The organism is Uliginosibacterium sp. sgz301328, assembly GCF_041807905.1.
Classification (GTDB): Bacteria; Pseudomonadota; Gammaproteobacteria; order Burkholderiales; family Rhodocyclaceae; genus JBGVSA01.
On sequence record NZ_JBGVSA010000013.1, the window covers coordinates 75234 to 101882 of the forward strand.

General features: G+C 62.8%; 26 protein-coding genes. 10 read left to right on the forward strand and 16 right to left on the reverse strand.

Annotated features, from left to right (window positions below; all coding sequences use genetic code 11):
* Positions 1–36: 36 nt before the first annotated feature.
* The 4 genes from ACDA63_RS11675 to ACDA63_RS11690 all read right to left on the reverse strand — a co-directional run bounded on the left by ACDA63_RS11675 (position 37) and on the right by ACDA63_RS11690 (position 3062).
* Complete coding sequence (locus tag ACDA63_RS11675; RefSeq protein ID WP_373663422.1) at positions 37–543, reverse strand: ureidoglycolate lyase; 507 nt, start codon at positions 541–543, stop codon at positions 37–39.
* Position 544: 1 nt separating this feature from the next.
* Positions 545–1555, reverse strand: coding sequence for an allantoicase (alc, locus tag ACDA63_RS11680; RefSeq protein ID WP_373663423.1), 1011 nt, complete (start codon positions 1553–1555; stop codon positions 545–547).
* A gap of 20 nt (positions 1556–1575) precedes the next feature.
* Complete coding sequence (gene puuE, locus ACDA63_RS11685) at positions 1576–2502, reverse strand: allantoinase PuuE (protein WP_373663424.1); 927 nt, start codon at positions 2500–2502, stop codon at positions 1576–1578.
* A gap of 110 nt (positions 2503–2612) precedes the next feature.
* Positions 2613–3062, reverse strand: coding sequence for a response regulator (locus tag ACDA63_RS11690; protein ID WP_373663425.1), 450 nt, complete (start codon positions 3060–3062; stop codon positions 2613–2615).
* 237 nt (positions 3063–3299) lie between these two features.
* Between ACDA63_RS11690 and ACDA63_RS11695 the strand changes: the two genes are divergently transcribed.
* The 4 genes from ACDA63_RS11695 (at position 3300) to ACDA63_RS11710 (ending at position 5606) form a co-directional block, all read left to right on the forward strand.
* Positions 3300–4247, forward strand: coding sequence for a CheR family methyltransferase (locus ACDA63_RS11695; RefSeq protein ID WP_373663426.1), 948 nt, complete (start codon positions 3300–3302; stop codon positions 4245–4247).
* A 17-nt stretch (positions 4248–4264) separates the two neighbouring features.
* Complete coding sequence (locus ACDA63_RS11700; protein WP_373663427.1) at positions 4265–4897, forward strand: CheB methylesterase domain-containing protein; 633 nt, start codon at positions 4265–4267, stop codon at positions 4895–4897.
* A gap of 61 nt (positions 4898–4958) precedes the next feature.
* Positions 4959–5264: an STAS domain-containing protein gene (locus ACDA63_RS11705; protein WP_373663428.1), complete on the forward strand. Its 306-nt coding sequence runs from the start codon at positions 4959–4961 to the stop codon at positions 5262–5264.
* Between the two features lie 9 nt (positions 5265–5273).
* Positions 5274–5606 carry a YnfA family protein gene (locus tag ACDA63_RS11710; protein ID WP_373663429.1) on the forward strand — a complete coding sequence of 111 codons (333 nt, stop codon included), beginning with the start codon at positions 5274–5276 and terminating at the stop codon, positions 5604–5606.
* A 76-nt stretch (positions 5607–5682) separates the two neighbouring features.
* Here ACDA63_RS11710 and ACDA63_RS11715 read toward each other — a convergent pair whose 3' ends face one another.
* From ACDA63_RS11715 to ACDA63_RS11740, 6 genes are all read right to left on the reverse strand, one after another.
* On the reverse strand, positions 5683–7818 hold the full coding sequence (locus tag ACDA63_RS11715; RefSeq protein ID WP_373663430.1) for a heparinase II/III family protein: 2136 nt from the start codon (positions 7816–7818) through the stop codon (positions 5683–5685).
* A 147-nt stretch (positions 7819–7965) separates the two neighbouring features.
* Positions 7966–9123 carry an alginate lyase family protein gene (locus tag ACDA63_RS11720; protein ID WP_373663431.1) on the reverse strand — a complete coding sequence of 386 codons (1158 nt, stop codon included), beginning with the start codon at positions 9121–9123 and terminating at the stop codon, positions 7966–7968.
* A 204-nt stretch (positions 9124–9327) separates the two neighbouring features.
* Positions 9328–10410, reverse strand: coding sequence for an ABC transporter ATP-binding protein (locus ACDA63_RS11725; protein WP_373663432.1), 1083 nt, complete (start codon positions 10408–10410; stop codon positions 9328–9330).
* A gap of 63 nt (positions 10411–10473) precedes the next feature.
* Positions 10474–11373 carry a carbohydrate ABC transporter permease gene (locus tag ACDA63_RS11730; protein ID WP_373663433.1) on the reverse strand — a complete coding sequence of 300 codons (900 nt, stop codon included), beginning with the start codon at positions 11371–11373 and terminating at the stop codon, positions 10474–10476.
* Positions 11374–11383: 10 nt separating this feature from the next.
* The gene (locus tag ACDA63_RS11735; protein WP_373663434.1) at positions 11384–12268 is read right to left on the reverse strand and encodes a carbohydrate ABC transporter permease; all 885 of its coding nucleotides are present in this window, start codon (positions 12266–12268) and stop codon (positions 11384–11386) included.
* A 78-nt stretch (positions 12269–12346) separates the two neighbouring features.
* A complete protein-coding gene (locus ACDA63_RS11740) occupies positions 12347–13636 on the reverse strand; it encodes a sugar ABC transporter substrate-binding protein (protein ID WP_373663435.1) in 1290 nt (429 codons plus the stop codon).
* 756 nt (positions 13637–14392) lie between these two features.
* On the opposite strand from ACDA63_RS11740, the gene ACDA63_RS11745 reads away from it, so the two are divergent.
* From ACDA63_RS11745 to ACDA63_RS11765, 5 genes are all read left to right on the forward strand, one after another.
* Positions 14393–15352, forward strand: coding sequence for a chemotaxis protein (locus ACDA63_RS11745; protein WP_373663436.1), 960 nt, complete (start codon positions 14393–14395; stop codon positions 15350–15352).
* Positions 15353–15379: 27 nt separating this feature from the next.
* Positions 15380–16336, forward strand: a complete 957-nt coding sequence (locus ACDA63_RS11750) for a chemotaxis protein (RefSeq protein ID WP_373663437.1) — start codon at positions 15380–15382, stop codon at positions 16334–16336.
* Positions 16337–16349: 13 nt separating this feature from the next.
* On the forward strand, positions 16350–16745 hold the full coding sequence (gene cheY / locus ACDA63_RS11755; protein WP_373663438.1) for a chemotaxis response regulator CheY: 396 nt from the start codon (positions 16350–16352) through the stop codon (positions 16743–16745).
* 128 nt (positions 16746–16873) lie between these two features.
* Entirely contained in the window at positions 16874–17785 is a 912-nt protein-coding gene (gene cheZ / locus ACDA63_RS11760; protein ID WP_373663439.1) for a protein phosphatase CheZ, read from the forward strand.
* A gap of 45 nt (positions 17786–17830) precedes the next feature.
* Positions 17831–19720 carry a chemotaxis protein CheA gene (locus ACDA63_RS11765; protein ID WP_373663440.1) on the forward strand — a complete coding sequence of 630 codons (1890 nt, stop codon included), beginning with the start codon at positions 17831–17833 and terminating at the stop codon, positions 19718–19720.
* Between the two features lie 76 nt (positions 19721–19796).
* Here the strand turns inward: ACDA63_RS11765 and ACDA63_RS11770 are convergent, their stop codons facing one another.
* The 4 genes from ACDA63_RS11770 to ACDA63_RS11785 form a co-directional block, all read right to left on the reverse strand.
* A complete protein-coding gene (locus ACDA63_RS11770) occupies positions 19797–20024 on the reverse strand; it encodes a hypothetical protein (RefSeq protein ID WP_373663441.1) in 228 nt (75 codons plus the stop codon).
* Between the two features lie 494 nt (positions 20025–20518).
* The gene (locus tag ACDA63_RS11775; RefSeq protein ID WP_373663442.1) at positions 20519–20947 is read right to left on the reverse strand and encodes a hypothetical protein; all 429 of its coding nucleotides are present in this window, start codon (positions 20945–20947) and stop codon (positions 20519–20521) included.
* Between the two features lie 251 nt (positions 20948–21198).
* Entirely contained in the window at positions 21199–22443 is a 1245-nt protein-coding gene (locus tag ACDA63_RS11780; protein WP_373663443.1) for a hypothetical protein, read from the reverse strand.
* Between the two features lie 182 nt (positions 22444–22625).
* Entirely contained in the window at positions 22626–23114 is a 489-nt protein-coding gene (locus tag ACDA63_RS11785) for a cupin domain-containing protein (protein ID WP_373663444.1), read from the reverse strand.
* A 397-nt stretch (positions 23115–23511) separates the two neighbouring features.
* Between ACDA63_RS11785 and ACDA63_RS11790 the strand changes: the two genes are divergently transcribed.
* Positions 23512–24555, forward strand: a complete 1044-nt coding sequence (locus tag ACDA63_RS11790; protein ID WP_373663445.1) for a porin — start codon at positions 23512–23514, stop codon at positions 24553–24555.
* Positions 24556–24866: 311 nt separating this feature from the next.
* Here ACDA63_RS11790 and ACDA63_RS11795 read toward each other — a convergent pair whose 3' ends face one another.
* Together ACDA63_RS11795 and ACDA63_RS11800 are read right to left on the reverse strand one after the other, a co-directional pair.
* A complete protein-coding gene (locus ACDA63_RS11795) occupies positions 24867–25718 on the reverse strand; it encodes a 4Fe-4S binding protein (protein WP_373663446.1) in 852 nt (283 codons plus the stop codon).
* 69 nt (positions 25719–25787) lie between these two features.
* Positions 25788–26648: a dimethyl sulfoxide reductase anchor subunit family protein gene (locus ACDA63_RS11800; RefSeq protein WP_373663447.1), complete on the reverse strand. Its 861-nt coding sequence runs from the start codon at positions 26646–26648 to the stop codon at positions 25788–25790.
* Position 26649: the final 1 nt, after the last annotated feature.

Genomic DNA, 26649 nt, shown 5'->3' on the forward strand with positions numbered 1-26649 from the left:
AGTCACACTATCGCCGCCGGGATTGGCCAAGAATGTTCAGCCCTTGGCGGCGGCGCTGATGTTGGCCTGAGTGATGTGGATCGTCCGCGGCAGGGCCTGTACGACGCAGTTGTTGCCCGGTCCGCGACGGTCGATGATGAGGTAATCGCTTGTTTCGTATAGTCCAATGAGCGGATGGTGCCACACGCCCGGTGCGTAGTTGACGCCCTGATCCGGGCGCGCCAGAAATACCCGCAACGATTCAGGCGCCGGAGGCGGGCCCTTCGGCGCGACGACCACCAGGTACGGCAAGCCTGACAAAGGATAGAAAGCCTGACTGCCGAGCGGGTGGTATTCCATCTCCTGCAAAGTGAAGGGCAGGGCGCGTGGCGTTGCCCGGAATACGCTGATGATCGCCTCGCCACCTTCCAGCACTTCGGCCCGTGCCAATGCATGGAAGCGCTCCGTGCTCCCGCCGTTGATGGGAAAGTGCTCCGCCCCTTCGGTCTGGATGACCTCTCCGAAAGGGGCGAAGGCCGCGCGCGTGAGTGGCTCGATGCGCATTTCAGACTTGAGCCGGACGGCCGAACAGGCGCAGGCGCGACACGCCACCGTCCGGGAAGATATTGAAGCGCACGTGCGTAACCACGCCCACCGCCGCCAACTCATCCGCGAACCCGTGCTCGGCATCCATCTGCAACTTTTGCGGCGCAAGCAGTTCGGGCCAGAACATGCTTTGCGTGACGATGGATGGGGCCGTACCGCCGTCGACGCACGCCGCCTGGAGCGAGCAGCGGTCCGGGTAATTGCCCTTGAAGTGCGCGGTATCGACGATCACGCGCTCGATGATCGATGGCGTGGCCAGCGCGACGATGCACCAGTCGTTGCCCGGTTCGCGGCGGCGGCGCGTTTCCCAGCCATCCCCCATGTTTGCGCCGCGCCCCGGCAGCAACAACGTGGCAGCCAGCCCGAAGTGTTCGTTGTTGGTCGCGACGATGTATGCGCCGTTGGCGGCTGCCGCCATGTCGCTGGCGGCGTCCATCGTCTGCCAATCAATGCTCGGCCGGCCATACACGCGCAGGCGCGCCACGCCGCCGTCGGGAAAGATCGACAGGCGCACGTGCGTCCAGGTGCCGTCGCGTGCCACGTCGAGGTAGTGATGCGAATTGCCCTGCAGCGCCACGCCGTCGAGCAGCGGCGTCCACTGCACCTTGTCGTCCGGGTCGCCATTGGGGCAATAGCAAGCGGCGAGTGACGCACCGGGCGGATAGTTGCCGGTGAAGTGGCGCGTATCGATATCCACGCCGACGATACGCCCCGGCCGCGCCAGGCGTATGACGGCGTAATCATGTCCGCCATTGCGTCGGCGGCGCGTCTCCCAGCCATCCATCCACTTGCCGTGATCGTCGTACTTGCCGGGGATGAATACCGGCTCGTCCGGTGACAGCATGCGCGACAGCGGTGCGAAGAATTCATCGGTGGCAAAGACGCCGGCCGCGCCCAGACGCGGGTCGGCCAGGTTGACGTAGCGCTGCGTGAAAACGGGCGCGTGGGGGTCGAGTTGCGGGGCGGCCATGTTGTCGTTGTCCTTGAGGGTCAGGGCGCTGGATGGCGGTTCTGCCAATGGCGCGCGATGTCGATGCGGCGGCATACCCACACCTTGTCGTGCGCCTCGATGTAATCCAGAAAGCGTTGCAGCGCGCGGATGCGGCCGGGGCGGCCGAGCAGGCGGCAGTGCATGCCGATGCTCATCATGCGCGGCGTCTCTTCGCCTTCCGAGTAGAGCACGTCGAACGAATCCTTCAGGTACTGATAGAAATGCTCGCTGGTGTTGAAGCCCTGCGGCGATGCAAATCGCATGTCGTTGGCATCGAGCGTATACGGCACGATGAGTTGTTGATGCGTTGAACCATCGCCGCAGGCGACCGGCATCCAGAAGGGCAGATCGTCCCCGTAGTAATCGGCGTCGTATTCAAAGCCGCCGTGTTCCACCACCAGGCGGCGCGTGTTCGGGCTGTCGCGGCCGGTGTACCAGCCCAGCGGCCACTGGCCGCCGGTCAGTTCGCGGATGATCTGCGTGCCGACGCGGATGTGTTCGCGCTCTGTCGCTTCGTCCACGTTCTGGTAATGAATCCATCGCCAGCCGTGGCAGGCGATCTCGTGCCCGAGGTCGAGAAAAGCGGCGGTGACTTCGGGATTGCGCTGCAACGCCATCGACACGCCGAACACCGTCAGCGGCAGGCCGCGCGACTCGAACTCACGCAGGATGCGCCATACGCCGACGCGCGAGCCGTATTCGTAGATGGACTCCATCGACATGTGACGATTGGGGTAGGCCGCGGCGCCGATGATCTCCGACAGGAATTGCTCGGAGCCTGCGTCACCATGCAGCACGCAGTTCTCGCCGCCTTCTTCGAAATTGAGCACGAACTGCACCGCCACGCGCGCGCCGTCCGGCCAGTCGGCCGGAGGCGGATGCTCACCGTAACCGATGAGGTCGCGAGGATAGTCGGGAGTCATCATGCGTGGCGCCCTCCAGATTGACCGTGGGGCCATTATAAGGAGCGGGGCGGGCGGTCCGGCGAATACCCACTATGGGCTGCGCGCGATAACGGCAGCGACCGCCGGCGGAGTCAGTCCGGGCGCGGGTCGGCGGGCTCGTTGAGTGTGAGCCAGTATTGCCCGAGCTGGCCGACGGTATTGAGAAACCGTTCGAAATCTACCGGCTTGCGCACATAACTGTTGGCACCCAGGCGGTAGGCTTCCTGGATGTCCTGCAGCTCGCGCGAAGTCGTCAGTACGACTACCGGCAACAGGCTCGTGCGCTGGTCCGCGCGCAGGCGGCGCAGCACTTCGAGTCCGTCGATGCGCGGCAGCTTGAGATCCAGGAGGACCAGCGCCGGCATGATCGACATGTCCCGCCCGGCGTGGCGCCCCGTGCCGAACAGGTAGTCGAGCGCATCGACGCCGTCGCGCGCGACGATGATCTCATTGCCGATCTTGTTCTTGGAAAACGCGCGCAGTGTCAGCGCCTCGTCGTCCGGATTGTCTTCCACCAGCAGTATGGGGTGTTCGGCTGTCATGGGCCTTCCTGGCCTCGTCTTGGGCGGAGGTTCTGTTTGCAGACTATGTCGCAGTTACGGACTTGGCACTCAAAACTGTAGCGGATGCGAGCCGGCGCTGCCCCTTGGTCTGGCATTGCCGATGGCGCCGGAGCGCTGTGACAGTTGGTGGCGCAGCCGTTGCCCGGCTCAAGTTGTGCGTCCTGCATGCCGTAGGTGCCCTCATGCTGCAAAGAATCATGTGGGCCACCTGACAAGATGAACAAACCGATCCCCAATCGCCGCCCGCCCGCGAGCCCGCCGACGCCCGCCACGACGACTGCGGCGCCTCGCCCGGACGCGCTGGCCCGCGCCGCCATCATGCAGACGCTGGCCCGCATCGAGCCGGGCAGCCGTGAATTCGAATTCACCGAGGCCGACTTCGAGCGGGTTCGCCGGCTGATCTACAAGCGGGCCGGCATCTCGCTTTCGCCCGTCAAGCAGGACATGGTCTACAGCCGCCTTGCACGCCGCTTGCGCCTGGGTGGGCACAAGCGCTTCGTCGACTATCTCGACAAGCTCGAAAACAGCCACGACGCGGCCGAATGGGAAGCCTTCGTCAACGCGCTCACCACCAACCTGACTTCGTTCTTCCGCGAGGCGCATCACTTCGACATCCTGTCCGAACACCTGCGTCGCGTAGCGGAAAAACGCACCCTGCGCATCTGGTGCTGCGCGTCCTCGACAGGGGAGGAAGCCTACTCGCTGGCGATCACCGCGTGCGAGATGTTTGCGGGAATGAATCCGCCGGTCGAAATCGTCGCCTCCGACCTCGATACCAACGTGCTCGCCCACGGGCAAAAGGGCGTCTACGGCGCAGACCGGCTCGCGCGCATGGAGGAGGCTCGCATCAATCGCTTCTTCGTGCGCGAGGCCAGCGGCGACTACCGTGTGCGGCCGGAGCTGCAACGCATGATCAACTTCCGTCGCATCAATCTGCTGGAATCCAACTGGCCGTTGCAGGGCCCGTTCGACGCGATCTTCTGTCGCAACGTCATGATCTACTTCGACAAGCCGACGCAGTACCGCATCCTCGAACGCTTCGTGCCGCTGTTGCGGCCGGACGGCCTGTTGTTCGCCGGCCATTCCGAGAACTTCATCCACGCCGCCAACCTGTTCCGCTCGATGGGCCGTACCGTCTACGCGCGTACGCCGGCCGCCCGTTGACCAGGGCGACCCCATCGATGACCCCGCGCCCGCCACCCATCCAGCGTCCGCAGGATGACCGCCTCGTCCTGATCGGAGCGTCCACCGGGGGGACCGAAGCCATCAAGGAAGTACTGGCCGATCTGCCCGTGGACATCCCGGGCGTGGTGATCGTGCAGCACATGCCTGAGATGTTCACGGCCTCGTTCGCGCGCCGGCTCGACGCGCAGTGCGCACTGCACGTCAAGGAAGCGGAAGACGGCGAGAAGGTGGAAGCCGGCTGCGCCTACGTCGCGCCCGGGCATTCGCACTTGCTCGTGCGCCGTCGCAACGGGGCGTACTACTGCGAACTGTCGCGGGCCGAGCCGATCAACCGGCACAGACCGGCGGTCGACGCGCTGTTCCATTCGGCGGCCCGCAATGTGGGCGCACGGGCCATTGGCGTTATCCTTACGGGTATGGGCAAGGATGGCGCCGAAGGGTTGCTGGCGATGAAGGCAGCAGGCGCCTACACCGTGGCCCAGGATCAACACAGTTCGGTCGTTTGGGGAATGCCGCGCGAAGCTGTTGCCATCGGGGCTGCACATGCGGTGATTCCTCTTCGCGAGATCGGCGCGCATATCGTCGAAAAGTTGCGCCAGAGCGCGACGGCAGGACCTGTGGCAGGGTGAACAAGGCACGTTCCCGGGGCGACCGGGCGGGCCGGCATAACGATACCAACGGAGATTCTTGATGGACGCCAATGTAACCGTAAGCCCCGATCTCGCGACGCTGCGCCTGGTTGGCCGCTTCGATTTCAGGGCGCACCGCGAATTTCGCGAAGCTGTGGAAGAACTCCTCGAACAAGCGCCCGGCAAGGCCGTGCACGTGGACCTGTCGGAGGTCTCGTACCTGGACAGCTCGGCGCTGGGCATGCTGCTCATGCTGCGCGACAAGGCGCGCACCGCCAGCCGCGACGTACAGCTCGTCGGCGTCAAGGGCAGCGTGCGGCAGGTGCTGGACATCGCCAACTTCTCCAAGCTGTTCTCGATCGCGTAAAACGCCGACGTGGCGGCGTTCAAGCTGTTCTTCTTGTTCGCGCTGACCGCCGTCTGCGAAATCCTCGGCTGCTACTTGCCGTACCTGTGGCTGCGCCAAGGCCGCAGCGTCTGGCTGCTGCTGCCGGCAGCAGCGTTCCTGTGCCTGTTCGTGTGGTTGCTGTCGCTGCATCCCACGGCAGCGGGGCGCGTCTACGCGGCCTACGGCGGCATCTACATCTGCATGGCCATCACGTGGCTGTGGGCCGTCGACGGCATTCGCCCGAGTACCTCCGACTGGATCGGCGTTCTGGTGTGCCTGGTCGGCGCCGGCATCATCATGCTCGGGCCGCGTAGCGGCTGAGCGCGCACGAACCAAAAAAAGGCCCGCACGGTGATCATCCCGTGCGGGCCTTTGTTCTTGCGGCTGCAGAGGAGCGTTATTCGCGCTCGATCGCCACCGCGCCCTGCCAGGTGAAACTGCGGCCATCGATATCGACCGCGTGCGATTCATTGCCACTGTCTCGATGAGCCATGCCGACCAGCCAGTTGCGGTCGTTGCCGGTCAGGCGCAGCACGGTGCAGGTGTCGTCTTCGTGCAGCACGCTGACGGCCCGCACTTGGCCGCGCGCGTTGCGCGAGGTCTCGGTGCTTTCTTCGAAGTAGCCGTGCGTTTCAACGACCGTCGCGTAGCTCACATTCTGGCCACGTGTGCGGATGGCCATGCCTGACTCGGCACGCAGGTTGAAGTTGGGGTCGTTGGCCCCGATGCGTGTGAAGATGAACTCCGTCGGTACGTTCGCGCTGAAAATGACGCTGTAATAGCTCTGGCCCTGCAACCAACTGAACAGGCCCTGGCCGGCGTCGATCTTGCCCGAGCCCAGGCGCCACAGGTGCTTGTAGCCGGCACCGTCGCCCAGCGTCGAAAGCTCGCTGTCGAGTGCGTACGGGAAGTCGGTGCGGATGATCTGGCCGGTGTAGTAGAGCGCATAGTCGTATTGGTGTTCGGCATCCGCCTGGATGCGGAAAGCGTCGACCACCAGCGGGTAGGCGAAGTCTTCATGGCGCACCAGCGCGGCGCTGCGGCGCATGGTCACGCCCGGCGTGTAGTCGCAGATCTGGCCCGTCATCATTTGATGATCGGCGTTGTCGCCGGAGAACTGCAGGCGCTGGCCGTGGTACTGCACGGCGCGTTCCGCGTTGCCGTCGTGCTGGCAACGTTCGTCGACCGTCACCGTATTGTGGGCGATGGTCTGCTTGGCCCAGGTCACGTTTTCCGGCAGATAGGCGCCGCCGTGCTTGGGTTCGACGTTGATCCAGCGAACGCAGCCGTAGTCGCGCAGCACTTCTTGCCCGCGATCGAAAAAGCCCAGCGTCAGGCCGTCGAAGTGCGCGTGTTCCGCGAGTCCGTGCGTACCGTAGTCCATCGTCAGCACGGCCTGATCGCCGGCAGCATCGTCGGCGCGCAGGATGCCCACGGCGCCCTTGTCGCCCTGCGGCCCGCACGACAGTTCGATGCTCGGGAATTCGCAATGGATTTCTTCGGTGGCGTGCGGCGCGTAGGCGTCGGACAGCATCAGGCCCGCACCGTCCAGCCACACCTGCTGGTGCTGCTGTGCCAACCACAGCAGGCGCTGGTCCATCTCGTAGCGGCGGAAGATCAGGCTCGCGCCGATCACGTAGCCCAGGCTCTTGATGTTCATCGGCTTGACCGCGTCGTTCAGCGGCACCAGGGCACCGTTGGGGAACGACGGGTACAGTGCCGCGTAGAAGCCGCGCTGGACGACCTGGTTGTGGTACTGGTAGATGCCCAGTTCCGGCCACGCGCGTTCGATCGCTTCGGCGAACATCAACATCGGCTGGATGGCAAAGCGCTGGTAATACGGGCCTTCTTCGTAGTAGCCGGCGGGCGAGAACAGTTGCGAAATCTGCGCCAGGAAGCCGGCCGTCTTGCTGTCGCCGAACTGGCCGCGCACGGCAAGCTCCAGCCATTCGCGTCGTTGCGTGGCGATGCCGCAGATGCCCACCGCCGCGCACGCCCACATGCCGTGGTTGTGCACGATGTCGAAGTGGTGGTGGTAGGTCTTGGTGAACATCTCGACCATCGGCTCGAACACGTTGGTCTCGATGGTGGCGCGGTCGGCGGCGGACAGCGTGTCGCGCACGCAACTGTAGCCGACCGACGTGAACAGCAGCCACATGTGTTCATTGAGAATCTGGTGGAACAGCTTGGCCGGCGGATTGTGCGAGTACGGCTTGGCGTAGGGCAGGCCGGGGTAGATCGCGGCATAGGCCAGCAGGATGTCGCGGATGCGTTCGGCGTAGCGCGCTTCGCCGAAGATCATGTATTGCGTGCCGGCAGAGAAGATCGTGCTGTAGTTGAGCTTGTGCTGCTCATGTTCGACGCCTCCCCCCGGTCCGCTGCCAGGCACCCACACCGGGTGCTGCAGCATCTCTTCGAGCTGCGCGCGGGCGCTGCGGATGCTCTGACCAATCAGCGAATCCTGCTCGGCCGCGGCCCGCATGCGGGTGGCTTCGTCCTGGGTCAGAAAAACGGGTGCAACGGCGAACGACATTCTGTAACTCCCTAAGATCGATCCGGCGCGCAGGCCGATTGCGCGCGGCGGATCCAGTGCGTGCAACGCACGCCGACCGGTCTTCCGGTCCTTGTTATTGGAACTGCGAGCCCCGGCGCGGGGCCGGGGCGTACAACCGTGTGGTGCTTACTTCACCGGCCACAGCAGCCAGCTCGGATCGCTCTTGAGCGAAGCCGGGATGTACTGCAGCAGCTCGACGTACTTCTCCTTGTCCTTCGGATAGGCACGCGCCGCTTGCAGCAGCAGGTTCAGCGCAGCGTCGAATTCAACGCCCTTCATGTCCTTGAACGGCCACGACTTCGGGTCCTTCACGTAGCCGACCGCAAAGTCGATGCCGCCCTTGATCGAGCGCTCGTCCTGCACCAGGTTCCAGGTGTTCGGCTCGATGCCGGTCTGTTCCGAATAGCGTGCCAGACGGGTTTGCGCTTCGAGGTTGAAGACCTGGTAGTGGTACGGTTGGGTGCGTTCCAGTTCGTACCAGATCTTGCCGTCGCGGGCGATCTGGGCGGCCATGCGCAACGTCTGCGCGTCCTTCACGGTCTGCGCGGCGAGCTTGGCATCGCCGTAGAACAGTGCGTAGTTGGCAACCTGTGCATCGAAGAACGTGCCATGGTTGTTGCCCCAGGCGAATTCTTCGCGGCCGGTCGGGCTGGTCGTCATCCACGTCGTGAAATCGGCAAACCACTTCTTCAGTGCATCGACTTCAGCCGGCTTGAGCGCGCCGGAATCCTGGATCAGGCCGACAGCGTCGATCACCATCCAGAAATTGCGTGTGTCGATCAGGCCGATGCCGCGACCGTCGACCACGCCCGGCACGGCTTGGCCGAAGCGCAGGTTCGGGTTCATGCGGGTAGCCGGATCGAGGAACCACGTGCGGATGAAGCTGGCGGCCTGCTCGGCGTACTTCTTGTCGCCCGAGAAGAAATAGGCCAGCGACAGATCGCGCGTGCCGTTGCACATGAACTGGATGCGCACCGAGTCGGTATCGCTGTTCTTGGACGACGGGTTGGTCTGGCCGTCCTTGCGGATGTAGGGCAGGCCGTCCTTGGTGTCGGGGTTGGGCCACCAGTACGGCCCCATGCTGATGTAGTCGTGCTTGTCGCCGGACGGCGGGGTCAGGCCCTTCTTGGTCACGGCTTCGGGTTGTGCCTTGAGCGCGGCGTCAGCCTTGACGATCAGTGCGTCGTAGGCCGGCTTCACGCTGGCGTCGTTGGTGGCGAGGCGCTGCTTGGCGATTTCCAGATACGTGCCGTCCAGCGTATAGACCTTGGGGGCTGCGGCCATAGCGGTTCCCGCTGCGGTGAGAGATACGATTGCGGCCGCGGCGATGCGGGCTCCGATTCGATTCAACATCCTTTGCTTCCTCCAATGCGCGGCCGGTTGTGCGGAATGCGCACGCGCGCATCGACGACTGCGTCCCCGGCCACGACGCAGTCCCCATTCTGGTGAGGCGCCCGTGGTCCGCATTGCGGCCCACGGTGGCGGCGATCAGATGCCGGCGACCCGCTGACCGCTGGCGCGGTCGAACAGGTGGATGCCGTCCAGATCGGCGGTCAGGTGGATGGTGTCGCCTGCTTCGATCTTGATGCGATCCTTGAACGCCGAAGTCATGCGGCCGCCTGCGGTTTCGCAGAACACCTGCATGTCGGAGCCGGTGTTTTCCACCGACGTCACCTTGGCCGGAACCGAGTGTTCAAGGCTTTCGGTCACGCGGACCTGTTCCGGACGGATGCCGAACACGACCTCCTGGCCTTCGGTCACTTGCGCGCCGGCCGGTACAGGCAGGGTCGCGCCGTCGGGCAGCTTCACGTACAGCTTTTCGTTCTGGCGCACGATCTTGCCGTCGATCAGGTTGATCGTCGGCGAGCCGATGAAGCCGGCCACGAACACGTTGGCGGGGCGGTCGTACAGTTCGAGCGGCGAGCCCATCTGTTCGACGCGGCCGTCGCGCAGCACGACGATCTTCTGGCCCATGGTCATGGCTTCGATCTGGTCGTGGGTCACGTACACCGACGTGGTGCCCAGGCGCTGGTGCAGTTCGCGGATTTCAGCGCGCACTTGCGTACGCAGCTTGGCGTCGAGGTTCGACAGCGGCTCGTCGAACAGGAACACCTGCGGATTGCGCACGATGGCGCGGCCCATGGCCACGCGCTGGCGCTGGCCGCCAGACAGTGCCTTGGGCAGGCGGTCGAGCAGGGCTTCGAGGCCGAGCATCTTGGCGACGTCGTCGACCTTGCGCGCGATTTCCTCTTTCGACACCTTGGCCAGCTTGAGCGCGAAGCCCATGTTCTCGCGCACCGTCATCTGCGGATACAGCGCATAGCTCTGGAACACCATCGCGATGTCGCGCTGCTTGGGTTCCATCTTGGTGACGTTCTTGTTGGCGATGTGGACCTCGCCACCGGTGACTTCTTCCAGGCCGGCAATGATCCGCAGCAGGGTCGACTTGCCGCAGCCGGACGGGCCGACCAGCACGCAGAATTCCCCGTCGGGGATGTCGATCGAGACGTCACGGATGACATCGGTCTTGCCGAACGACTTATAAACGTTCTTGAGGACTACGCTTCCCATATCAATCTTCCTGTGTCGGGATCGCGGCGGTCCGCCGCGATCCTGGTTTGTATTCGTTGTGCCTCAGCCCTTGACCGCGCCGGACATGATCCCGCGGTTGAAGTGCTTCTGCAGTGCCAGGTACACCAGGATGCTGGGCAGCATGGCCAGCAAGGTGATGGCGATGAAAATGTTCGGAGTGATCGTCTCGTCCGAGCGCAAGGTGCCCAGGATGACCGGCATCGTGTAGAGCACTTCGCGGTTAACCACGATCAGCGGCAACAGGTACTGGTCCCAGATCATGATGAAACCGAAGATCATCGTCGTACCCAGCGCCGGCTTCACCAGCGGCAGGATCACCTTGAAGAAGATCTGCCACTCCGAAGCGCCATCCACGCGCGCTGCTTCTTCGAGTTCCTTCGGGATCGCCTTCATGAACTCGGTCAGCAGGAAGATCGAGAACGCCCAGCCCACCACCGGCAGGATCATCCCCAAGTGCGTGTTGTACAGGCTGTTCGACGTCGGGATGCGATAGTTGAACGCCCACAGCAGGAAAGACTGGATCTGGCTGGTGAGCCATTCGAAACCCGGGATGTGGTAGTTCACCACCAGGTACAACGGAATGGCGATCACTTCTTCGGGCAGCATCATCGTCGACAGGATCAGCAGACCGACGAAGGCCATGCCCATGAACTGCTTGCGGGCCAGCGCATAGGCGGCCAGCGCGCTCACCGACACTTGCAGCGCGGTGCCGATGACCACGACGATCATCGAGTTCAGCAGGAAGCGCCACACCTTCACTTCCGCCCAGGCGAAGCGGAAGTTCTCCATCGTCGGCAGGTGCGGCATGGCCAGCAGCTCGCCCGGCTTGACCGGCGCGCCCGACAGGGCCGTCATCAGGATGCCCCAGTACGGGCCGACGAACACGACCAGAACCAGTGCATAAATGATGAAGCGGCCGACTTTGTTCCAAACGTTATCCATATATCGGCTCTCAATACTTGGCGATACGGTCCTTGACCGACAGGTGGACGATGGTCATCACCACCGTGAAGGCAAACAGCAGGAAGGACACCGCTGACGCGTAGCCGTAGTCGATCTGCTCGAAGCCGATCTTGTACACGTGCGTCATGATCATCTCGGTCGCGCCGGCGGGGCCGCCACCGGTCGTCGCATACACTTCGGCGAACACGCGGAAGCCGCGGATGAACGACAGCATCAGCACCACCGAGATCGCCGGGATCAGGCCGGGCAGGGTGACGTGCCACATGCGGCGGAACCAGTTCGCGCCATCGACGTTGGCCGCGTCGTAGAGCTCGCGGTTGATGCCTGCCAGACCGGCGATGAAGATCACCATGTTGTACGGCACGGCCTTCCAGATGTGCAGCAGCATCAACGTCCACAGCGCTTGTGCCTGATCGGACAGGAAGCCCTGCGGCGCAATGCCGAACCAGCCGACGAAGGTGTTCATCACGCCCGTCGGTGTCGGATTGAAGAGAATGCGCCAGACTTCCGCCACGATCGCCGCACTGGTGATGGCGGGCAGGAAGATGGCCGTACGGATGAAGTGCAGGTGACGGGCCGGTCCTTCCAGCGCGATGGCCAGGAAGAACGCGATGAAAGCCGCCACCACCGAAGTGACGATCACATACAGCGTCGTGTTGATGACGGCGTGGCCAAGCACGGCGTCGCTGAACACGCGGGCAAAGTTGCCCATGCCGACCCACGTATTGGGGCCGTCGAAATTCACCTTATAGAAGCTGAGGATCAAGCCCTCGAGCATCGGGACAAACTTGAACCACGTGAAAATGATCAGCGCGGGGGCAAGGAATATCCAGGGGATGAGGTTGCGCCGCGCATGCGGGCTCAGTACTGACATGTTGAAACCTTTCTGACGGCTTGAATACGGCCGCCGCGGGGATGCGGCGGCCGTGCCGGTTGCTTCTGGATGCGTGCCTTACTTGGCCAGCACGTTCTGCTTGGCCAGTTCGGCGTCGACGGCGACGTCGACTTCCTTCAGGCCGGAAATAATGTCGCTCGAGCAGTTCGCCATGATCTTGTTGAAACCGTCGGCAGTGATCTGACGGATCGGCGTCCAGTTAGGCACGTTCGGCACGTAGCGGCCTTCCTTGGAGTACAGGTCCTGGAAGAGCTGCCAGCGGGCGTCGTTGTCATAGGTTGCCTTGACGTCGACCCGCTTGTTGACCGACAGGCGCACGATCGGCTGGTTTTCACCGGCCTTCATGCCCATCTGCTGGCCTTCGGGCGAGATCATGAATTCGATGAACTGCTTGGCGGCAGCCTTGTTCTGGCTCTTCTTCATCAGGTACACGCTGGTACCTTCAGCCAGGGTCGCGGCGCTCTTCGGGCCGTGGATCGACACGACTTCATAGGTGCCCTTGCCCGGGTCCTTGTCCATCAGCGGCAGGTGGTACGGACCGGTGAAGAACATGCCGGTCTGGCCCGAACGGAACGACGGGATCGCGTCGGCCGTGGTGGCGTTGATCGCGCCCGGCTGCGAAACCTTCGAGCAGATCATGCCGCGCAGGAAGTCCACCGCCTGAGCGGTTTCCTTGGTGGCCAGGCTCGACTTGAAGGCATTGCCGACCGGCTTCAGGAAGTCGCCACCGGCTTGCCAGATGAACGACGACAGGAACCAGCTCGTGTAACCGCGGGTGGTCGAACCCGGGATGATGAAGCCGAACGTGTCGTTCTTGCCGTTGCCATCAGGGTCCTTCTCGGTGAAGGCCTTGGCCAGGTTCTGCACGTCGGCCCAGGTCTTGGGCGAGGGCAGGCCGAGCTTGATGCGCCAGTCCTTGCGCACGAACAGGGCGAACGATTGCGCCGACGTCGGCACGGCGTAGTACTTGCCGTCGAACGAGCGGGCCGATGCCCAGGCTGCCGGGAAGACGTCTTCGCTACCCTTGATGGTCTTCGGGTCAATCTGCTCCAGAATGCCCATCTGGACGCCCTGGCCGATGAAGGTGGCGTCATTGAACATCAGGTCGGGCAGGGTGTTGCCGGCGGCGGCGCGGGCCAGACGCTGTTCGAAGTCGGTGAGCGTGTTGAAGTACTCGACGTGGATGCCGGTTTTCTTCTCGAAAGCCTGCGCGACGCGGTCGTACACAGCCTTCGAGTCGTTCGTGGCGCGGATCCAGACCTGCAGTTCCTTGTCGGCCGCTTGTGCCGACATGGCGCCAGCCAGCATGCCCACTGCGATGGCAAGCTTGGTCATTTTGCGATTCATAGCATTCATCTCCGTCGTTTCATTAAACAGGGCTGGATTGCCCTTGCACTCATCACCCAACTCGGCCGGATGGCCAAGAACGAAAACACCGATCAACTCGCCTCATCGCGGCCCGGGAAAGGCGCCGGAGAAGTCAGACCCCGTCAAATACCGTTTCAGAAGAGGAATTTATGGGGGTATGAGTTAAACGTTTAACTGGATTCTAGGTACAGCCAAATCCACTGTCAAGCGGACAAACCCGGTTATGCGATGCAGCAAGAAGAAAGGCTTTAAAAGCTTGATGTGCCTTCGTTTCGGCCCAATGGCAGGCGCCATTCGGAGCCGAATGGTATGACGCGGCACTCGCAGTAAAGCCTATGTCGATGTGTTTTTCCAGAAACGCGTAACGGATGAACGTTCGCCGGCTTTACGAAAATTCACGTTCTTACCCTGGATCAGAAACTGGCCGAAAAGTCTTAGGTTGCCGTTCCCAAAAAGAGAGGCCGCGTGCCAGTCGCCCTCCAGCAAAGGCTCCGGCGCTTCACGGCGCTCTCGAACCCACTCATGTCGCCATGACAGGCCGGCACTGTTTCATTTTGTTTCGGACCTCAAGCCGTGGAGTCGCGCAGCCGTCGTCAGTGCAACGCCCGGCCCTGCATCCTGTCGGTTCCCGGAATTGTCTGCGGGACTGCTCAAGTTTGAGCAGGGGCGGTCGTAAATCCAATCGAGTGCGCACGACCGCGTGCGGCGCAGCAATGAGTGGGAGAGGCAAAACACATGTCCGAGCTGTTGAAGAACGTTGACGCCAGAACACGCCTGGCGGGCACCAACAAGCTCGAGATTCTGCTGTTCGCGCTCGGTACGGACGACCGTACGGGCCGGCGGGAGAGTTTCGGGATAAACGTTTTCAAGGTCCGCGAAGTCATGCGTACCCCCCAGATCACCGCAGCGCCCGACATGCCCGACGGCGTCGAAGGCATGGTCTCGCTGCGCGGACAGCTCGTGCCGGTGGTCGACCTGGCCAAGTACTGTGGCATCGCCACTACGGCCCGCCGCGACATCATGATCGTCACCGAATACAACGGGCATACCCAGGGTTTCCTGGTCGAAGGCGTCGACACGATCCTGCGGCTGGACTGGTCGCACATGAAAGTGCCGCCCGAAATGCTCACCTCGCGCCTGGGCGGTCTGGTGACCGCCGTCACCGAGCTCGAAGACAAGCGCCTGGTCATGATGCTCGACGTCGAACGCGTGCTCTCGGAGACCACGCACTACGACGACGAATACCTCTTCAAGGACATCAAGCCGCTCGGCCGTGAGCTGACCGTGCTGTTCGCCGACGACTCCTCGGTGGCCCGCAAGCAGATCGAACGCACGCTCGACGCACTGGGCGTGCGCCACATCGGTGCCGTCAATGGCCGCACCGCGTGGGAAGAACTCGACAAGATCGCCCGCCACGCCGAACTCACCGAACAGCGCGTGCGCGACGTGCTCAACGTGGTGCTGACCGACGTCGAAATGCCCGAAATGGACGGCTACATCCTGACCCGCCGCATCAAGAGCGACCCGCGCTTTGCCGGCGTGCCGGTGCTCATGCATTCGTCCTTGTCGAGTCTGTCGAACCAGTCGCTGGGCAAATCGGTGGGCGTGGATGGCTACGTGTCGAAGTTCGAGCCCCACCGCCTGGCCGACGCGCTGCGCGCCTTGCTCGAAACCGGTCAGGCCCAGGCGGCCTGAGTGTCGTTGTCAAACATAGAGGTCCCAATGGAAGGCGCCGCCATCAACCTGTTCGACACCGTCGATGCCCGTACCAAGCTGGCGGGTTCGAACCGGATGGAAATCCTGCTGTTCTCGCTGGGCACGAGCGAGATCTTCGGCATCAACGTATTCAAGGTGCGCGAGGTCTCCAAGACCCCGTTCATCACCCGTGCGCCCAACATGCCCCACGGCGTGGAAGGGCTGATTTCCCTGCGCGGCAACGTCATACCCGTGCTGTCGTTGGGCAAGATCCTGGGGCTGTCGCGGCCCGATCAGGCGCTGGGCGCCTCGATGATGGTCACCGAATACAGCAAGCGCACGCTGGGTTTCCTGGTCCATGAAGTCGACCGCATCATTCGCGTCGAATGGGACAAGGTCCGCCAGCCCGAAAACATGACGCTGGCCTCATCGCAGAGCTACATCACGGCCATCACCGAACTGGACGACGGCAAGCTGGTGTCGATCCTCGACGTCGAAACCATCCTCGCGCAGACCTTCGGCGAAGCGCCGGTCGGTGCCATCGCGCCGCTGCAGCGCGACGACGAGCGCGACACCAACGTCTTCTTCGCCGATGACTCGATGGTCGCCCGCAAGAAGATCGTCGAAGTCCTCGACAAGCTGGGCGTGCGTCACAAGCACGCGCTCAACGGGCAAGAAGCCTGGACCCGCCTGGACGCACTGGCCAAGCACGCCGAACAACGCAAGCGTCCGCTGACCGAAGAACTCGACCTCATCCTGGTCGATGCTGAAATGCCAGAGATGGACGGCTACGTGCTGACCCGTCATATCAAGAGCGACAACCGCTTCGACGGCATTCCGGTTGTCATGCATTCCTCGCTGTCGTCAGAAGCCAACCGCTCGATGGGCAAGGCGGTGGGCGTGGATGCATATGTCGCCAAGTTCGATGCAGAGGTGCTCTCCGAAACGCTGCGTCCGTACCTCATGAAATCCAATAGAGATTGATCGGAGTAACAACATGTCGGATCCGAAAATGAAATTTCTGGTGGTTGATGACTTCTCGACGATGCGCCGCATCGTTCGCAACCTGCTCAAAGAACTGGGCTACACCAACGTGGACGAGGCCGAAGACGGCGTCGTCGCCATGCAAAAGCTGGCCGCCGGCGGCATCGACTTTGTCGTGACCGACTGGAACATGCCCAACATGACCGGCATCGAGCTGCTGCGCGCCATTCGCGCCAACGCCCAGATGGCGCACCTGCCCGTGCTCATGATCACGGCCGAAGCCAAGAAGGAAAACATCATCGAAGCCGCGCAGGCGGGCGCATCCGGCTACATCGTCAAGCCGTTCACGGCCGTCACGCTGTCCGAAAAGCTCGGCAAGATCTTCGAAAAGATGAAGGCGGCTGCGTAAGCAATGCCTCGCGGCACCGCGGCGCGCGTCATCGACGCAGCGCGCATGTCCCCGCGACCTTCCACGCACGCAGACGCAGCACGACCGGGCTCCGACAGCCGCGGTCACCCGGAATACAGGAGCCAGACATGGCAAAGCGACAAAAAGTGACACCCCCGGCAGCCGCTGCCGACAGTGACGAGTTGCAGGCACTCTTCGATTCAATCGCCAGCCAGGCCGTTGCGCCCACGCCGGCCCCCGAGGCCCCCGAACCGGTGGTCGAAGCCGTGGCCGCGCCGGCCAACGACGACGTTGCCGACGACGGCGACAACGACGAACTGCAAGCACTGTTCGACAGCGTCTCTGCCCTGGGCGTGGTCGCTGCTGCCATCGAGCGCGGCGAAGTCGCCGAAGCCCCCGCTGCCGTGCCGGCCCAGCCGCAGACCGCCGAAGAGCGCCAGGAACACGTCTTCAACCGCATCGGGCAGATGACGCGCGTCCTGCACGACACCATCCGCGAGCTCGGCTACGACCGCATGCTCGAAGAAACCGCGCAGCGCCTGCCTGACGCACGCGAACGCCTGTCGTACATCTCGCAGATGACCGAGCAGGCCGCCAGCCGCGTGCTCAATGCCACCGACATCGTCAAGCCGATCCAGGACCGCGTCGAGGAAACCGCCTCCGAGCTCAACGACCGTTGGGAACAGCTCTACGACAAGAAGCTGTCGGTCGACGAATTCAAATCGCTGGCCGGCCAGACGCGCACCTTCCTCGGCCAGGTCGCCAACGACAGCAGGGTGGTGAACGAGCAACTGCTCGAAATCATGATGGCGCAGGACTTCCAGGATCTCACCGGCCAGGTCATCAAAAAGATCGTCGACATGGCGCAGACGCTCGAATCCGAACTGCTGCGCGTGCTGATCGAAGTCATGCCCGAAAACCGCCGCCACGTCGGCAACGAAGGCCTGCTCAATGGCCCGGTCGTCAACGCCGAAGGCCGCGACGACGTCGTCACCGACCAGGGCCAGGTCGACGACCTGCTGGAAAGTCTGGGTTTCTGAGAAACGGGTTGGGCGGCCGAAGCTGGCCGCCACAAGGAGCACACAATGAGCGATTTTGCTGGGATGGAAGATCTGCTGCAGGATTTCCTGGTCGAAGCGGGCGATCTTCTATCGGGCGTCGACAACAAGCTCGTCGACCTGGAGCGCGCACCGCACGACCGGGGCCTGCTCAACGAGATCTTCCGGGGCTTTCACACCATCAAGGGCGGCGCGGGCTTCCTGGCCGCGCACGAACTGGTCACGCTGTGCCACCTCACCGAAAACCTCTTCGACAAGCTGCGCAACGGTGAACTGCTCGTCACGCCCGAGTGCCTCGACGTCATCCTCGCCGCCACCGCCACGGTGCGCGAGATGTTCGGCAACCTCGAACGCGGCATGCAGCCGCGCGCGGCCGAGCCTTCGCTGATCGAAGAACTCAAGCTCGCCATTGCCGGCACGCTGCCGGCCGCCAACAAGGCCGCCGTCGCCGCGCCCGCCGCACCGGTTGCTGCCGCACCGGCCGCCGCCGCACCGGCCGTCGAAGGCGACGACCTGGACTGGAACGCGCTGTACGCCGCTGTCACGGGTGGCGCGCCGCACGTGGCGACCTCGCTGGCCGAAGTACCGGTCGAACAGATCATCCAGGCCGCTGTCGGCCGCCGCGCCACCGACAAGCCCGGCGCGCAGAACGCCCCGACCGGCAGGAGGATGGACGAGCGCACGCGCGACAACTCCATCCGCGTGGATACCTCGCGTCTGGACCAGGTGCTCAACCTGTCGGGCGAAATAGGCCTGACCAAGAACCGCCTCAACGCACTGCGCAGCGACATTCTCAACGGCAAGAACGACACCGAAACACTGCAAGCGCTGGATCAGGCTGTCAGCCAGCTCGACCTGCTGGTCTCCGACCTGCAGAACGCTGTCATGAAAACGCGCATGCAGCCCGTCGGCCGCCTGTTCCAGAAGTACCCGCGTATCGCCCGCGACCTCGCCCGTTCGCTGGGCAAGGACGTGGAACTGGTGCTCGAAGGCGAGGACACCGAGATCGACAAGACCATGATCGAAGATCTGGCCGACCCGATCATTCACCTCATCCGCAACGCCGTTGACCACGGCATCGAACAACCGCACGAGCGCATCGAAGCCGGCAAGCCCGAAAAATCCATCGTCCGCCTCGAAGCGCGGCAAGAGGGCGACCACATCGTCATCCTCGTCGCCGACGACGGCCGTGGCATGAACGCCGAACGCCTGCGCGCCAAGGCCGTGGAAAAAGGCCTGATTTCGGACGAAGAAGCCAACACCATGGACGAGCGCCAGAGCTACAACCTGGTGTTCCTGCCCGGCTTCTCGACCGCCTCGCAAGTGTCGGACGTCTCCGGCCGCGGCGTGGGCATGGACGTGGTGCGCACCAACATCCAAAAGCTCAACGGCACCATCGACATCCGCTCCACGCTGGGCGCTGGCACCACGTTCGAGATTTCGCTGCCGCTCACGCTCGCGATCCTGCCCGTGCTGCTCGTGTGCCTGCGCGACCAACCCTTCGCCGTGCCGCTGTCGATGGTGCGCGAAATCCTGCCCATCGTCCCGAACGAAGTGCAGGAACTCGGTGGCCGTGCCACCATGGTCGTGCGCGGCGAAGTGCTGCCCATCTACACGCTCGCCGGGCTGCTCGGCTGGCCGCAAAGCCAGATTCCGGAATATGGCGTGCTCATGCAGACGGCAGAGCAGAGCTTTGTTCTGGCCATCGACAGCTTCGCTGGCCGCGAAGACGCCGTCATCAAGTCGCTGGACGACTTCCGCCCCAAGGGCGTGGCTGGCGTCACCACACTGTCCAACGGCCAGATCGTGCTCATCCTCGACATGAAGGAACTGCTCGGCAACCTCACCGACCAGCGCCCCGTCACCCGTCGTCAGTTGTTGCTGGAAGAAGGCGTCACGCTGCTCGCCGCTGCCTGACCGGCCATAGTGCTAAACAAAAAGCCCGCCAATTGGCGGGCTTCTTGTTTGCGGAGAAGGGCAAAACTACAGGCGCCTACATCCACTCTCTCGGGATGTACTGTTCAGTCAGGCAGCCTTTCTCGCCCACCTCTTTAACCCCTTTTACTACGATCTTTCGGGGCTTCACGTTCTGATTGGTTACGCCGACATGGTTGTGTGCCTTAGTGATGGCGTCATCCTGATCTGCTGCTGCGACGGTCGTAACCGCTAGCCCCCGATCATTTCCCTCTATATCTAGGCACACCTTAAACAGCTTGGACATGAAAAGTCTCCTGTCATAACTGGCTGCATCCAGAGATGTTTGGCTATGACTCCGTGAGAAGCACTTGCCGCACACGGCCATGGCCATTCTGCAGAGTTCTGACTTTCGAGCAATTCGGAACGCGAACGTTGACGCATATCTGTTCACATTGAAATGTCATGAAACTCCGCCCCTTTGGACACGCCTGTCATTTGGTGGCACCAATGCGTGGGCCGATCAAAAGAGCCGGCTAACTCGTCTATGGGATGTGCGATGCCTTCCGCAATGCACATGCAGCGTCAGGCGCTAGCCGATCGTATCGACCAGAAGTACAAAGGCTGCCCCGGAATCCAACGCTTGAATGTCAAAACAGTTTGCCAACTTGATATCTCGCGTTTTATTTGTTTCCCTATTTTGAGGTTCTCATTTCGCATCGACTGGACGGCTGCAATATAGATTGGGTGTCGAATGACGATAGAAGCAGAATTGGCTGGGCATGCCAGTAGGTCGCGGGTTCAACATCGCATCCGTTCACGTTGCTGTGCCAACATCTTCCGCCGCTTCCCCCAATCCGCCCCCGACCGAGCATCCGCCGGCATTCTCAATTGCTTTTCCGCCTGACCAATCAGCGCATCGATATTCGCGCAGGTAATTTCGTCATCCGATGGAGAAGAGCCGGGCAAATCATCCTTGTTTGATTCAACGGACGCGTTGCGGCGCATATCCGCAAGCTGATCGGTAAACGCGCGCTCGGGCGCGAGTCCGCCGCTGGTGGGGCGGGTGTCGACGATGCTGGTTTGGGCGCCCTTGGCGCAGGGCGTGGCGGTGTATTCGATGCGGCCATCAACCATGCAGCGGTAGAGCGTGGGTGTGGTGGTATTCGGGGTGAATTCGTGGCGGAAGCGCTTGAGTGCGTCGTTGAGCGGGGCGGGCAGCAGGCTCATGCCAAAGCCGAGGCAGCCGAGTCCGAACGCGGTGAGGCTGAGCAGTACGACAGCGGTGATCCAGCGAGTCACAGGCAAGCGCGGCGTCTAGGTGAAGACGCCATTAGGTATCAAATTTGTCGATTTCAGGCGATTTTGCCCCAAAGGGCGTATGCGAGCGGAATCGCCACGTCGCCAAAGCCGGGGCGATGTCGGTCGATTTTTTTTAGAGGCTAGGCGGCCGGCGCGGTGCCAAGGCCGCGACGGCGTGCCTAGAACATGAGCCCGAACAGTCTTTTCAGGATGTCGTCCAGCGACATCATGGTCAGTGCGAGCGGTGCGATGGGGATGAGCACCGAGCCGGCCAGGCTGACGACGGCGTCGCGCGTGATGGGGGCGAGGCGCATGGTGCGCACGATGTCGTAGCTGTTGGCGAGGTCGGCCAGCGACTGGATGTCGCCGCTGCCAACCAGGGGTTCGTCGGCGGGCGCGCCGCCGCGAAGCCATTTGTCATCGAATTCCTGCACGTAGCGTTCGGCCAGCGTGCCGTATTCCCGCAGCCCGGTGCGCTTGGCCTGCGCGAGTTGGGATGCAAAGACGAGCAGCGGACCAAACACAAGGCACAGCAGAAAGAGCACGGTGGATGCGGTCTCGATCTTGAAGTCGGTGAGCTTGGCGCCGGCAAAGAAAATGCGGTTGGCGAACTGCGCCGCGAGCATGGCCCCGTGCGCGATCAACAGCGGCATGAACGCGTAGACGGTGTTGGCGAGAAAGCCGAGGCCGCCGACGCGGTCCGGGTGCGTGGGCACGAGGTTGAGCGGGATGCACGATACCTGCCAGAGGAAGCGCGTCCAGATGAACATGCGGAAGTACCAGCGGATGAGCAGGAACTGGAATATCGGCACGCTCACGTAGCCGTACCAGTAACCGGCCGGCGACAGCGCCAGTCCGCCGGGCGCGGGCGCGCCGTACCACGTTGCTGTCGTTTGCAGTGCGATGTACTGGCGCCAGATGACGATGATGCCTACGCCATACACGAGCGCGATCAGTAACAATTCGGCGACGACGGAATTGCGCAGGCGGAATGCCGTGCGGATGGCTTCGTCGAAGCGCACGACGGCGGCTTCGGGGATGATCTGACGGTCGAGAAAGGTCCGCGCGATGGGGCGCAGGCGCTGGTGTACGACAAGCTCGGCCATGATCAGCACCGGCATGGCGACGAGAAAGCGGATGTGCACTTCCAGATCGAACACGAATGGCAGGGCCACGGCGTGACCGAACAGATGCCCTTCGATGGCGGAGAGCACCAGCAGCGGCAGCCATGCAATCAGCGAGATGACGAGAATCCGCTGGCGCAGGAGCGCCAGCGCGTCGTCGGTCATGTGGGCGCGGCGCAGGAGCTGGTAGAGCGGGCCGCCCAGCACGAGCGAGAAGTTCTGTACGTCCAGAAGAATGTCGTCCGCGGACGGAGGCGTGTGGTCGGCCCCCTTTGTGCGCCTGCGCAGATCGCCATCCATATCCGGTGCCTCCTTCCGGTTTGCCAGGCGGACCCGTCCATTCGAAGATCGCAGCGGCATTGTGGCGGAGGCGCGCGCTGCGTGTGGGCTGCGATGACGGCGGACGAGTCCTGTTGGTGTTGACTCAATATAGAGTCGGTGCGGGTAGGCGCCAAGGCGACCAAACGGGGCGACGCCGTCGCTCAGTAAGGCGTGCCGTCCTTGTGCTCGAATCGCCAGTTGCCGTTGTCATCGAGCGCGGCTTGCAGATCGTCGTCCGGGTAGACGATGGCGTCGTCCGGCGTACGGTCGCCGATTTCCAGGTACACCACGTCCGCGCTCGATCTGTTGATGAGCTGGTGGGCGTTGCCCGACCCCGCTGCGAAGCCCGCGCACATGCCGGGGGCAAGCACGGTTTCGCCTTCATCGGTCATCAGGGTGGGGTGCCCTTCGAGGATGTAGATGAACTCGTCCTGCCGCGAGTGCGCGTGACGCAGCGACGAGTTGGCGCCGGGAATCATCCGCGTGAGGTTCACACCAAAGTTGCGCAGGCCGAACAGCTCGCCCAGCCGGCGTTTTTCTCGCCCCGCCATGCGCGATGCAAATGGTTCCGGGTAGTTCGATGGCTTTGCTCTCACAGGAGCTTCGCTGGCGATGACGGCGACCGATTTTTCTTTTTCGGATTGAGACATCGGGGACACCTCGCGGACATTCGTGCACGCAACGGTACCGGATTCCCCAGGCGGCGCGATGCGGTGCGTGCGTGCGGGTGCGACTTATGACGCCTTCAAGTCAGTCGAATTTCCGGGCGGCGTGGCGATGAATTGCGTACGCATCCGGTACGCATGTGCGCGCTGCCGATGCGAACAGGTAGACGGAAACTGCATGGAAACTTCTGACATTTCCCACGGTTGTGGCTGACACGGTGTTGCACATTCACAAAAGATTGGTGCAAATGTACCGATGCACAATATTTATCGAGTTTCGACAAAACATGCTGTGTGAAGGTTTTGGCGCACCTTGCTGTGGAGGTGCCGCGCGGAGCAGGGCAGTGCGCTCCGCGCGCAAGCCAAAAGAGGAGATTTACACGTGCAAAGGAAACTCATCGCTCTGGCCATTGCAGGTATGGCCGCCGCTCCGGCATTCGCACAATCGGATGTGACGATCTATGGTCGTGTCGACATGGGCTATCGCACCTTTACCAATGACGGAAAGGCCACGCTGGAAGATGCAGAGTCATCCAACCGCTGGGGGCTTCAGGGAACGGAAAATCTGGGGGGCGGCCTGACGGCGTTCTTCCAGCTCGAAAGCCGTTTCTTCCTCGACAACGGTAATCAGGACAGCAACCGTCAGTGGAAGGACAAGGCATTCGTCGGCTTGCGCAGCAAGCAGCTCGGCGCCGTGTCGTTCGGTCGGCTGGCGTCGGCGGGCTACACCTTGTACGGCGGCACGTACGAAGCCTTCGGCGGCGACACGATCGGCGCTGCGCCGAATCGTCGCGGCAAGATCACCAACAACTGGGACAACGCGGCCAAGTACGAATCGCCGAACTTCGGCGGCGTCTTCAAGGCTGTCGCGACCATCGGCCTGGGCGAGAACAACGCGGCCAACAACAAGACGCGCTGGGGTCTGGGCGGACAATTGACGCTGGGCGACTTCAAGGCCGATGTGGTCTACCAGAAGGACACGCTCAACGACAACGCGCAGGTGGCGGGCGGTTCGGGCTCCATCGCCGGGGCCAGCCCGTGGAAGACGTGGTTCCTCACGGCGAACTACAACTTCAAGGTGGCGGAGATCTTCGGCGGCTACACCGAATCGAAGGGCTACGACGTGCCTTCGCTGAAGAATGACGGCGCCAAGTACAAGGTGTACCAGGTCGGCTTCCGCGTGCCGATGGGTGCGGGTTCCTTCCGCGGAAACGTTGGCCAGCGCAAGGAACGTACCGCCGCTGGCGTGGACCGCGAAACGCTGACGCACTACGCGCTGGGCTACTGGTACAACCTGTCCAAGCGGACCACGCTCATGGCCAACCTGAGCTACGAGCGCCAGAAGGGCGGCTTCACCGACGTGAATGACGCGCAGAAGAAGGACAACCAGTTCGGCACCGAACTGGCGATCCGCCATACGTTCTGATCTCTTGGAAGAGCGTGAGGGAGCGGCGCTCGTGAGGGTACCGCTCAAGCGACGACGGCGTTATCCAGTGGCAAAGTCGCCGCAATCGGATGTGTAGCCCCGCATCCAAAAAAGAAGAACCCGATCGCTTGCGCGGTCGGGTTCTTTTTATTGCGCGTCGGCGTTCGGTGCCGACGCGTCGAGTCCGGATGCTCGAAAGGGCTTGTAGCGCTTGCCGCCCGCTTGCATACGGCATCGGTAGACCGATTTGCTCAGGCGAGCATTGGCGGCCGACATGTCTTTCATCGCCGCCGTGGCACGGCGTATGGCTGTTACGGTGCAGACATGTCGCCGTACAACATGCTGCGCTTACGGCAGATGTGGCATAGCGGTGCCGTCTGGCGGCTTTGCCAATTGAAGAACGTACGGCCGCACCGCGGGCACTCGCCGGAGGACAAGGGGTGGATGTCGGGGGCGGCGGCGCATGGTACGTCGACGATGTCGATGGCGCTCTCCAGGCAGCTATCGCGGCAGAGCGTGCACCCGGTGCAGCGTTGATGATCGGTGACGAAACTGAGGGCTTCGATGCTCAGCGCCGCGTGTGGGCAGATGCGCGTGCAGGCGCCGCACAAGGTGCAGGCATCGAGCGACAGGTCGATGCGCCGCAGACTAACGTCGTGAAAGGCCGAACACAGTGCTTGCGATGCCGGTTCGGCGGATGTGGCCGCAACGATATGCGCAATCCGGTCTGAGCCGCGCCGCAGAAATGCTCGTCGCGAAGGCGAGGGCGCTGCGCTTGTCTGAGGCAATTTCCAGTCGATTGGCGAGCGGCCGAGCGCGTTGAGTGTTTTGTTGGCCGCGTCGACGGACGCTCGCCACGGGCTGGCAGCGTCGCCCAACACCGCGCGCAGTCGGTGTGCCGCATGGAGCAGCAGGAGTTCTTGCGCGGTTGGCGGCGGGCCGTCGACCGCTTCGATGGTGCCATCGACGATATGGCGAAGCGGAGCCGGTCCTTCGATGGCATCGGTGGGGCAGACAAAAAGACAATTGCCACAACGGATGCAGTCTCGGGCGTTCAGCGATACGCCGCTGCTATCGGCTCTGATGGCTTGCGTGGGACACGCGCGAACGCAGGCGTCGCAGGCGTTGTGGCGGCACTTCGCACGGGCGCACCGGGCCCGCACCACGGTGATCGTGGATTGTGGCCCGGTGAGGAGTGCGCCAAGCAAAGCGGGTGGGAGGCTGCGTTGGGCTCAGCCGTAAACTGCGTAGAAGAGATAGCGGCCAACGAGTTCGCCGCATGCGAGCAGTGCTGCTGCACTGACGATTGTGCCCATTGGTTTGCGGGTGTCATCGCGCAGACGCCACATCGCCAGGCAGAACAGGGCGCCTCCGACGATGCTCAACGCCCAACGTACGCAACGCATGTCGCCGAGCTGTGCGTAGGCGGTGAGCGAACGCAGCGGGAAGGTGACGACCGGATTTGCGGCGACCTGGTTCAGCTCACTGATGAACAGCGGCAACGCCAGCAACTGCAGCAGGATGGCCGCCACTACGCATAGCATGGCGACGATGCCGAACTGCCGCGCGTCCTGCTGCGATGCTGCAGGCGCGACGCATAGCCATGCGACCAGCGATCCGCCTGTCAATGCGGTGCCAATGAAGGCGAAGTGCGTATTTACCGGCAGCCACGTGGCGACGCTGGTGTGGCGGTAAATTTCCGCCATGACCAAAAGGTTGGCGATCCCCAGTGCAGCACATACGATCAGGTGAAGGTTCGCAACCCGCCGTTGGCGCATCGCGAGAAAGGTCGTCAGACAGGTGGCGCCGATGAAGGCGCTGGTCAGGACGATCTCACGCGCCATCCACGATGTTGAGATATTGCGGATCGCGTTGATTGCATTGAGTGGATATCCCAGGTGCAAAAATGAGAGCGCCAGGCCGAGTACCGATAGCCCGCTCGCTGCGAGCAGCGGCCGGCGCATCAGATGAAAGCGTTCATCCGCTCCGCTATTGCGGCCGAGCATGAGCCCGAACACCGTCGCCACGCACAGCGTGCCGATGGCGGTTTGCGTCAGGACGGTGAAGAACACCAGAGGCCAATCGTGCATCATG

Bases quoted from the DNA above. Each gene is read 5' to 3' on its own strand.
- ACDA63_RS11775 (WP_373663442.1), bottom strand. From the start codon at position 20,947: ATGAGCCTGCTGCCCGCCCCGCTCAACGACGCACTCAAGCGCTTCCGC.
- cheZ (WP_373663439.1), top strand. From the start codon at position 16,874: ATGGCAAAGCGACAAAAAGTGACACCCCCGGCAGCCGCTGCCGACAGT.
- ACDA63_RS11770 (WP_373663441.1), bottom strand. From the start codon at position 20,024: ATGTCCAAGCTGTTTAAGGTGTGCCTAGATATAGAGGGAAATGATCGG.
- ACDA63_RS11725 (WP_373663432.1), bottom strand. From the start codon at position 10,410: ATGGGAAGCGTAGTCCTCAAGAACGTTTATAAGTCGTTCGGCAAGACC.
- puuE (WP_373663424.1), bottom strand. From the start codon at position 2,502: ATGATGACTCCCGACTATCCTCGCGACCTCATCGGTTACGGTGAGCAT.
- cheY (WP_373663438.1), top strand. From the start codon at position 16,350: ATGTCGGATCCGAAAATGAAATTTCTGGTGGTTGATGACTTCTCGACG.
- ACDA63_RS11735 (WP_373663434.1), bottom strand. From the start codon at position 12,268: ATGTCAGTACTGAGCCCGCATGCGCGGCGCAACCTCATCCCCTGGATA.
- ACDA63_RS11780 (WP_373663443.1), bottom strand. From the start codon at position 22,443: ATGGATGGCGATCTGCGCAGGCGCACAAAGGGGGCCGACCACACGCCT.
- ACDA63_RS11715 (WP_373663430.1), bottom strand. From the start codon at position 7,818: ATGTCGTTCGCCGTTGCACCCGTTTTTCTGACCCAGGACGAAGCCACC.
- alc (WP_373663423.1), bottom strand. From the start codon at position 1,555: ATGGCCGCCCCGCAACTCGACCCCCACGCGCCCGTTTTCACGCAGCGC.
- ACDA63_RS11765 (WP_373663440.1), top strand. From the start codon at position 17,831: ATGAGCGATTTTGCTGGGATGGAAGATCTGCTGCAGGATTTCCTGGTC.
- ACDA63_RS11675 (WP_373663422.1), bottom strand. From the start codon at position 543: ATGCGCATCGAGCCACTCACGCGCGCGGCCTTCGCCCCTTTCGGAGAG.
- ACDA63_RS11695 (WP_373663426.1), top strand. From the start codon at position 3,300: ATGAACAAACCGATCCCCAATCGCCGCCCGCCCGCGAGCCCGCCGACG.
- ACDA63_RS11785 (WP_373663444.1), bottom strand. From the start codon at position 23,114: ATGTCTCAATCCGAAAAAGAAAAATCGGTCGCCGTCATCGCCAGCGAA.
- ACDA63_RS11705 (WP_373663428.1), top strand. From the start codon at position 4,959: ATGGACGCCAATGTAACCGTAAGCCCCGATCTCGCGACGCTGCGCCTG.
- ACDA63_RS11720 (WP_373663431.1), bottom strand. From the start codon at position 9,123: ATGGCCGCAGCCCCCAAGGTCTATACGCTGGACGGCACGTATCTGGAA.
- ACDA63_RS11800 (WP_373663447.1), bottom strand. From the start codon at position 26,648: ATGATGCACGATTGGCCTCTGGTGTTCTTCACCGTCCTGACGCAAACC.
- ACDA63_RS11750 (WP_373663437.1), top strand. From the start codon at position 15,380: ATGGAAGGCGCCGCCATCAACCTGTTCGACACCGTCGATGCCCGTACC.
- ACDA63_RS11745 (WP_373663436.1), top strand. From the start codon at position 14,393: ATGTCCGAGCTGTTGAAGAACGTTGACGCCAGAACACGCCTGGCGGGC.
- ACDA63_RS11730 (WP_373663433.1), bottom strand. From the start codon at position 11,373: ATGGATAACGTTTGGAACAAAGTCGGCCGCTTCATCATTTATGCACTG.
- ACDA63_RS11700 (WP_373663427.1), top strand. From the start codon at position 4,265: ATGACCCCGCGCCCGCCACCCATCCAGCGTCCGCAGGATGACCGCCTC.
- ACDA63_RS11740 (WP_373663435.1), bottom strand. From the start codon at position 13,636: ATGAATCGCAAAATGACCAAGCTTGCCATCGCAGTGGGCATGCTGGCT.
- ACDA63_RS11690 (WP_373663425.1), bottom strand. From the start codon at position 3,062: ATGACAGCCGAACACCCCATACTGCTGGTGGAAGACAATCCGGACGAC.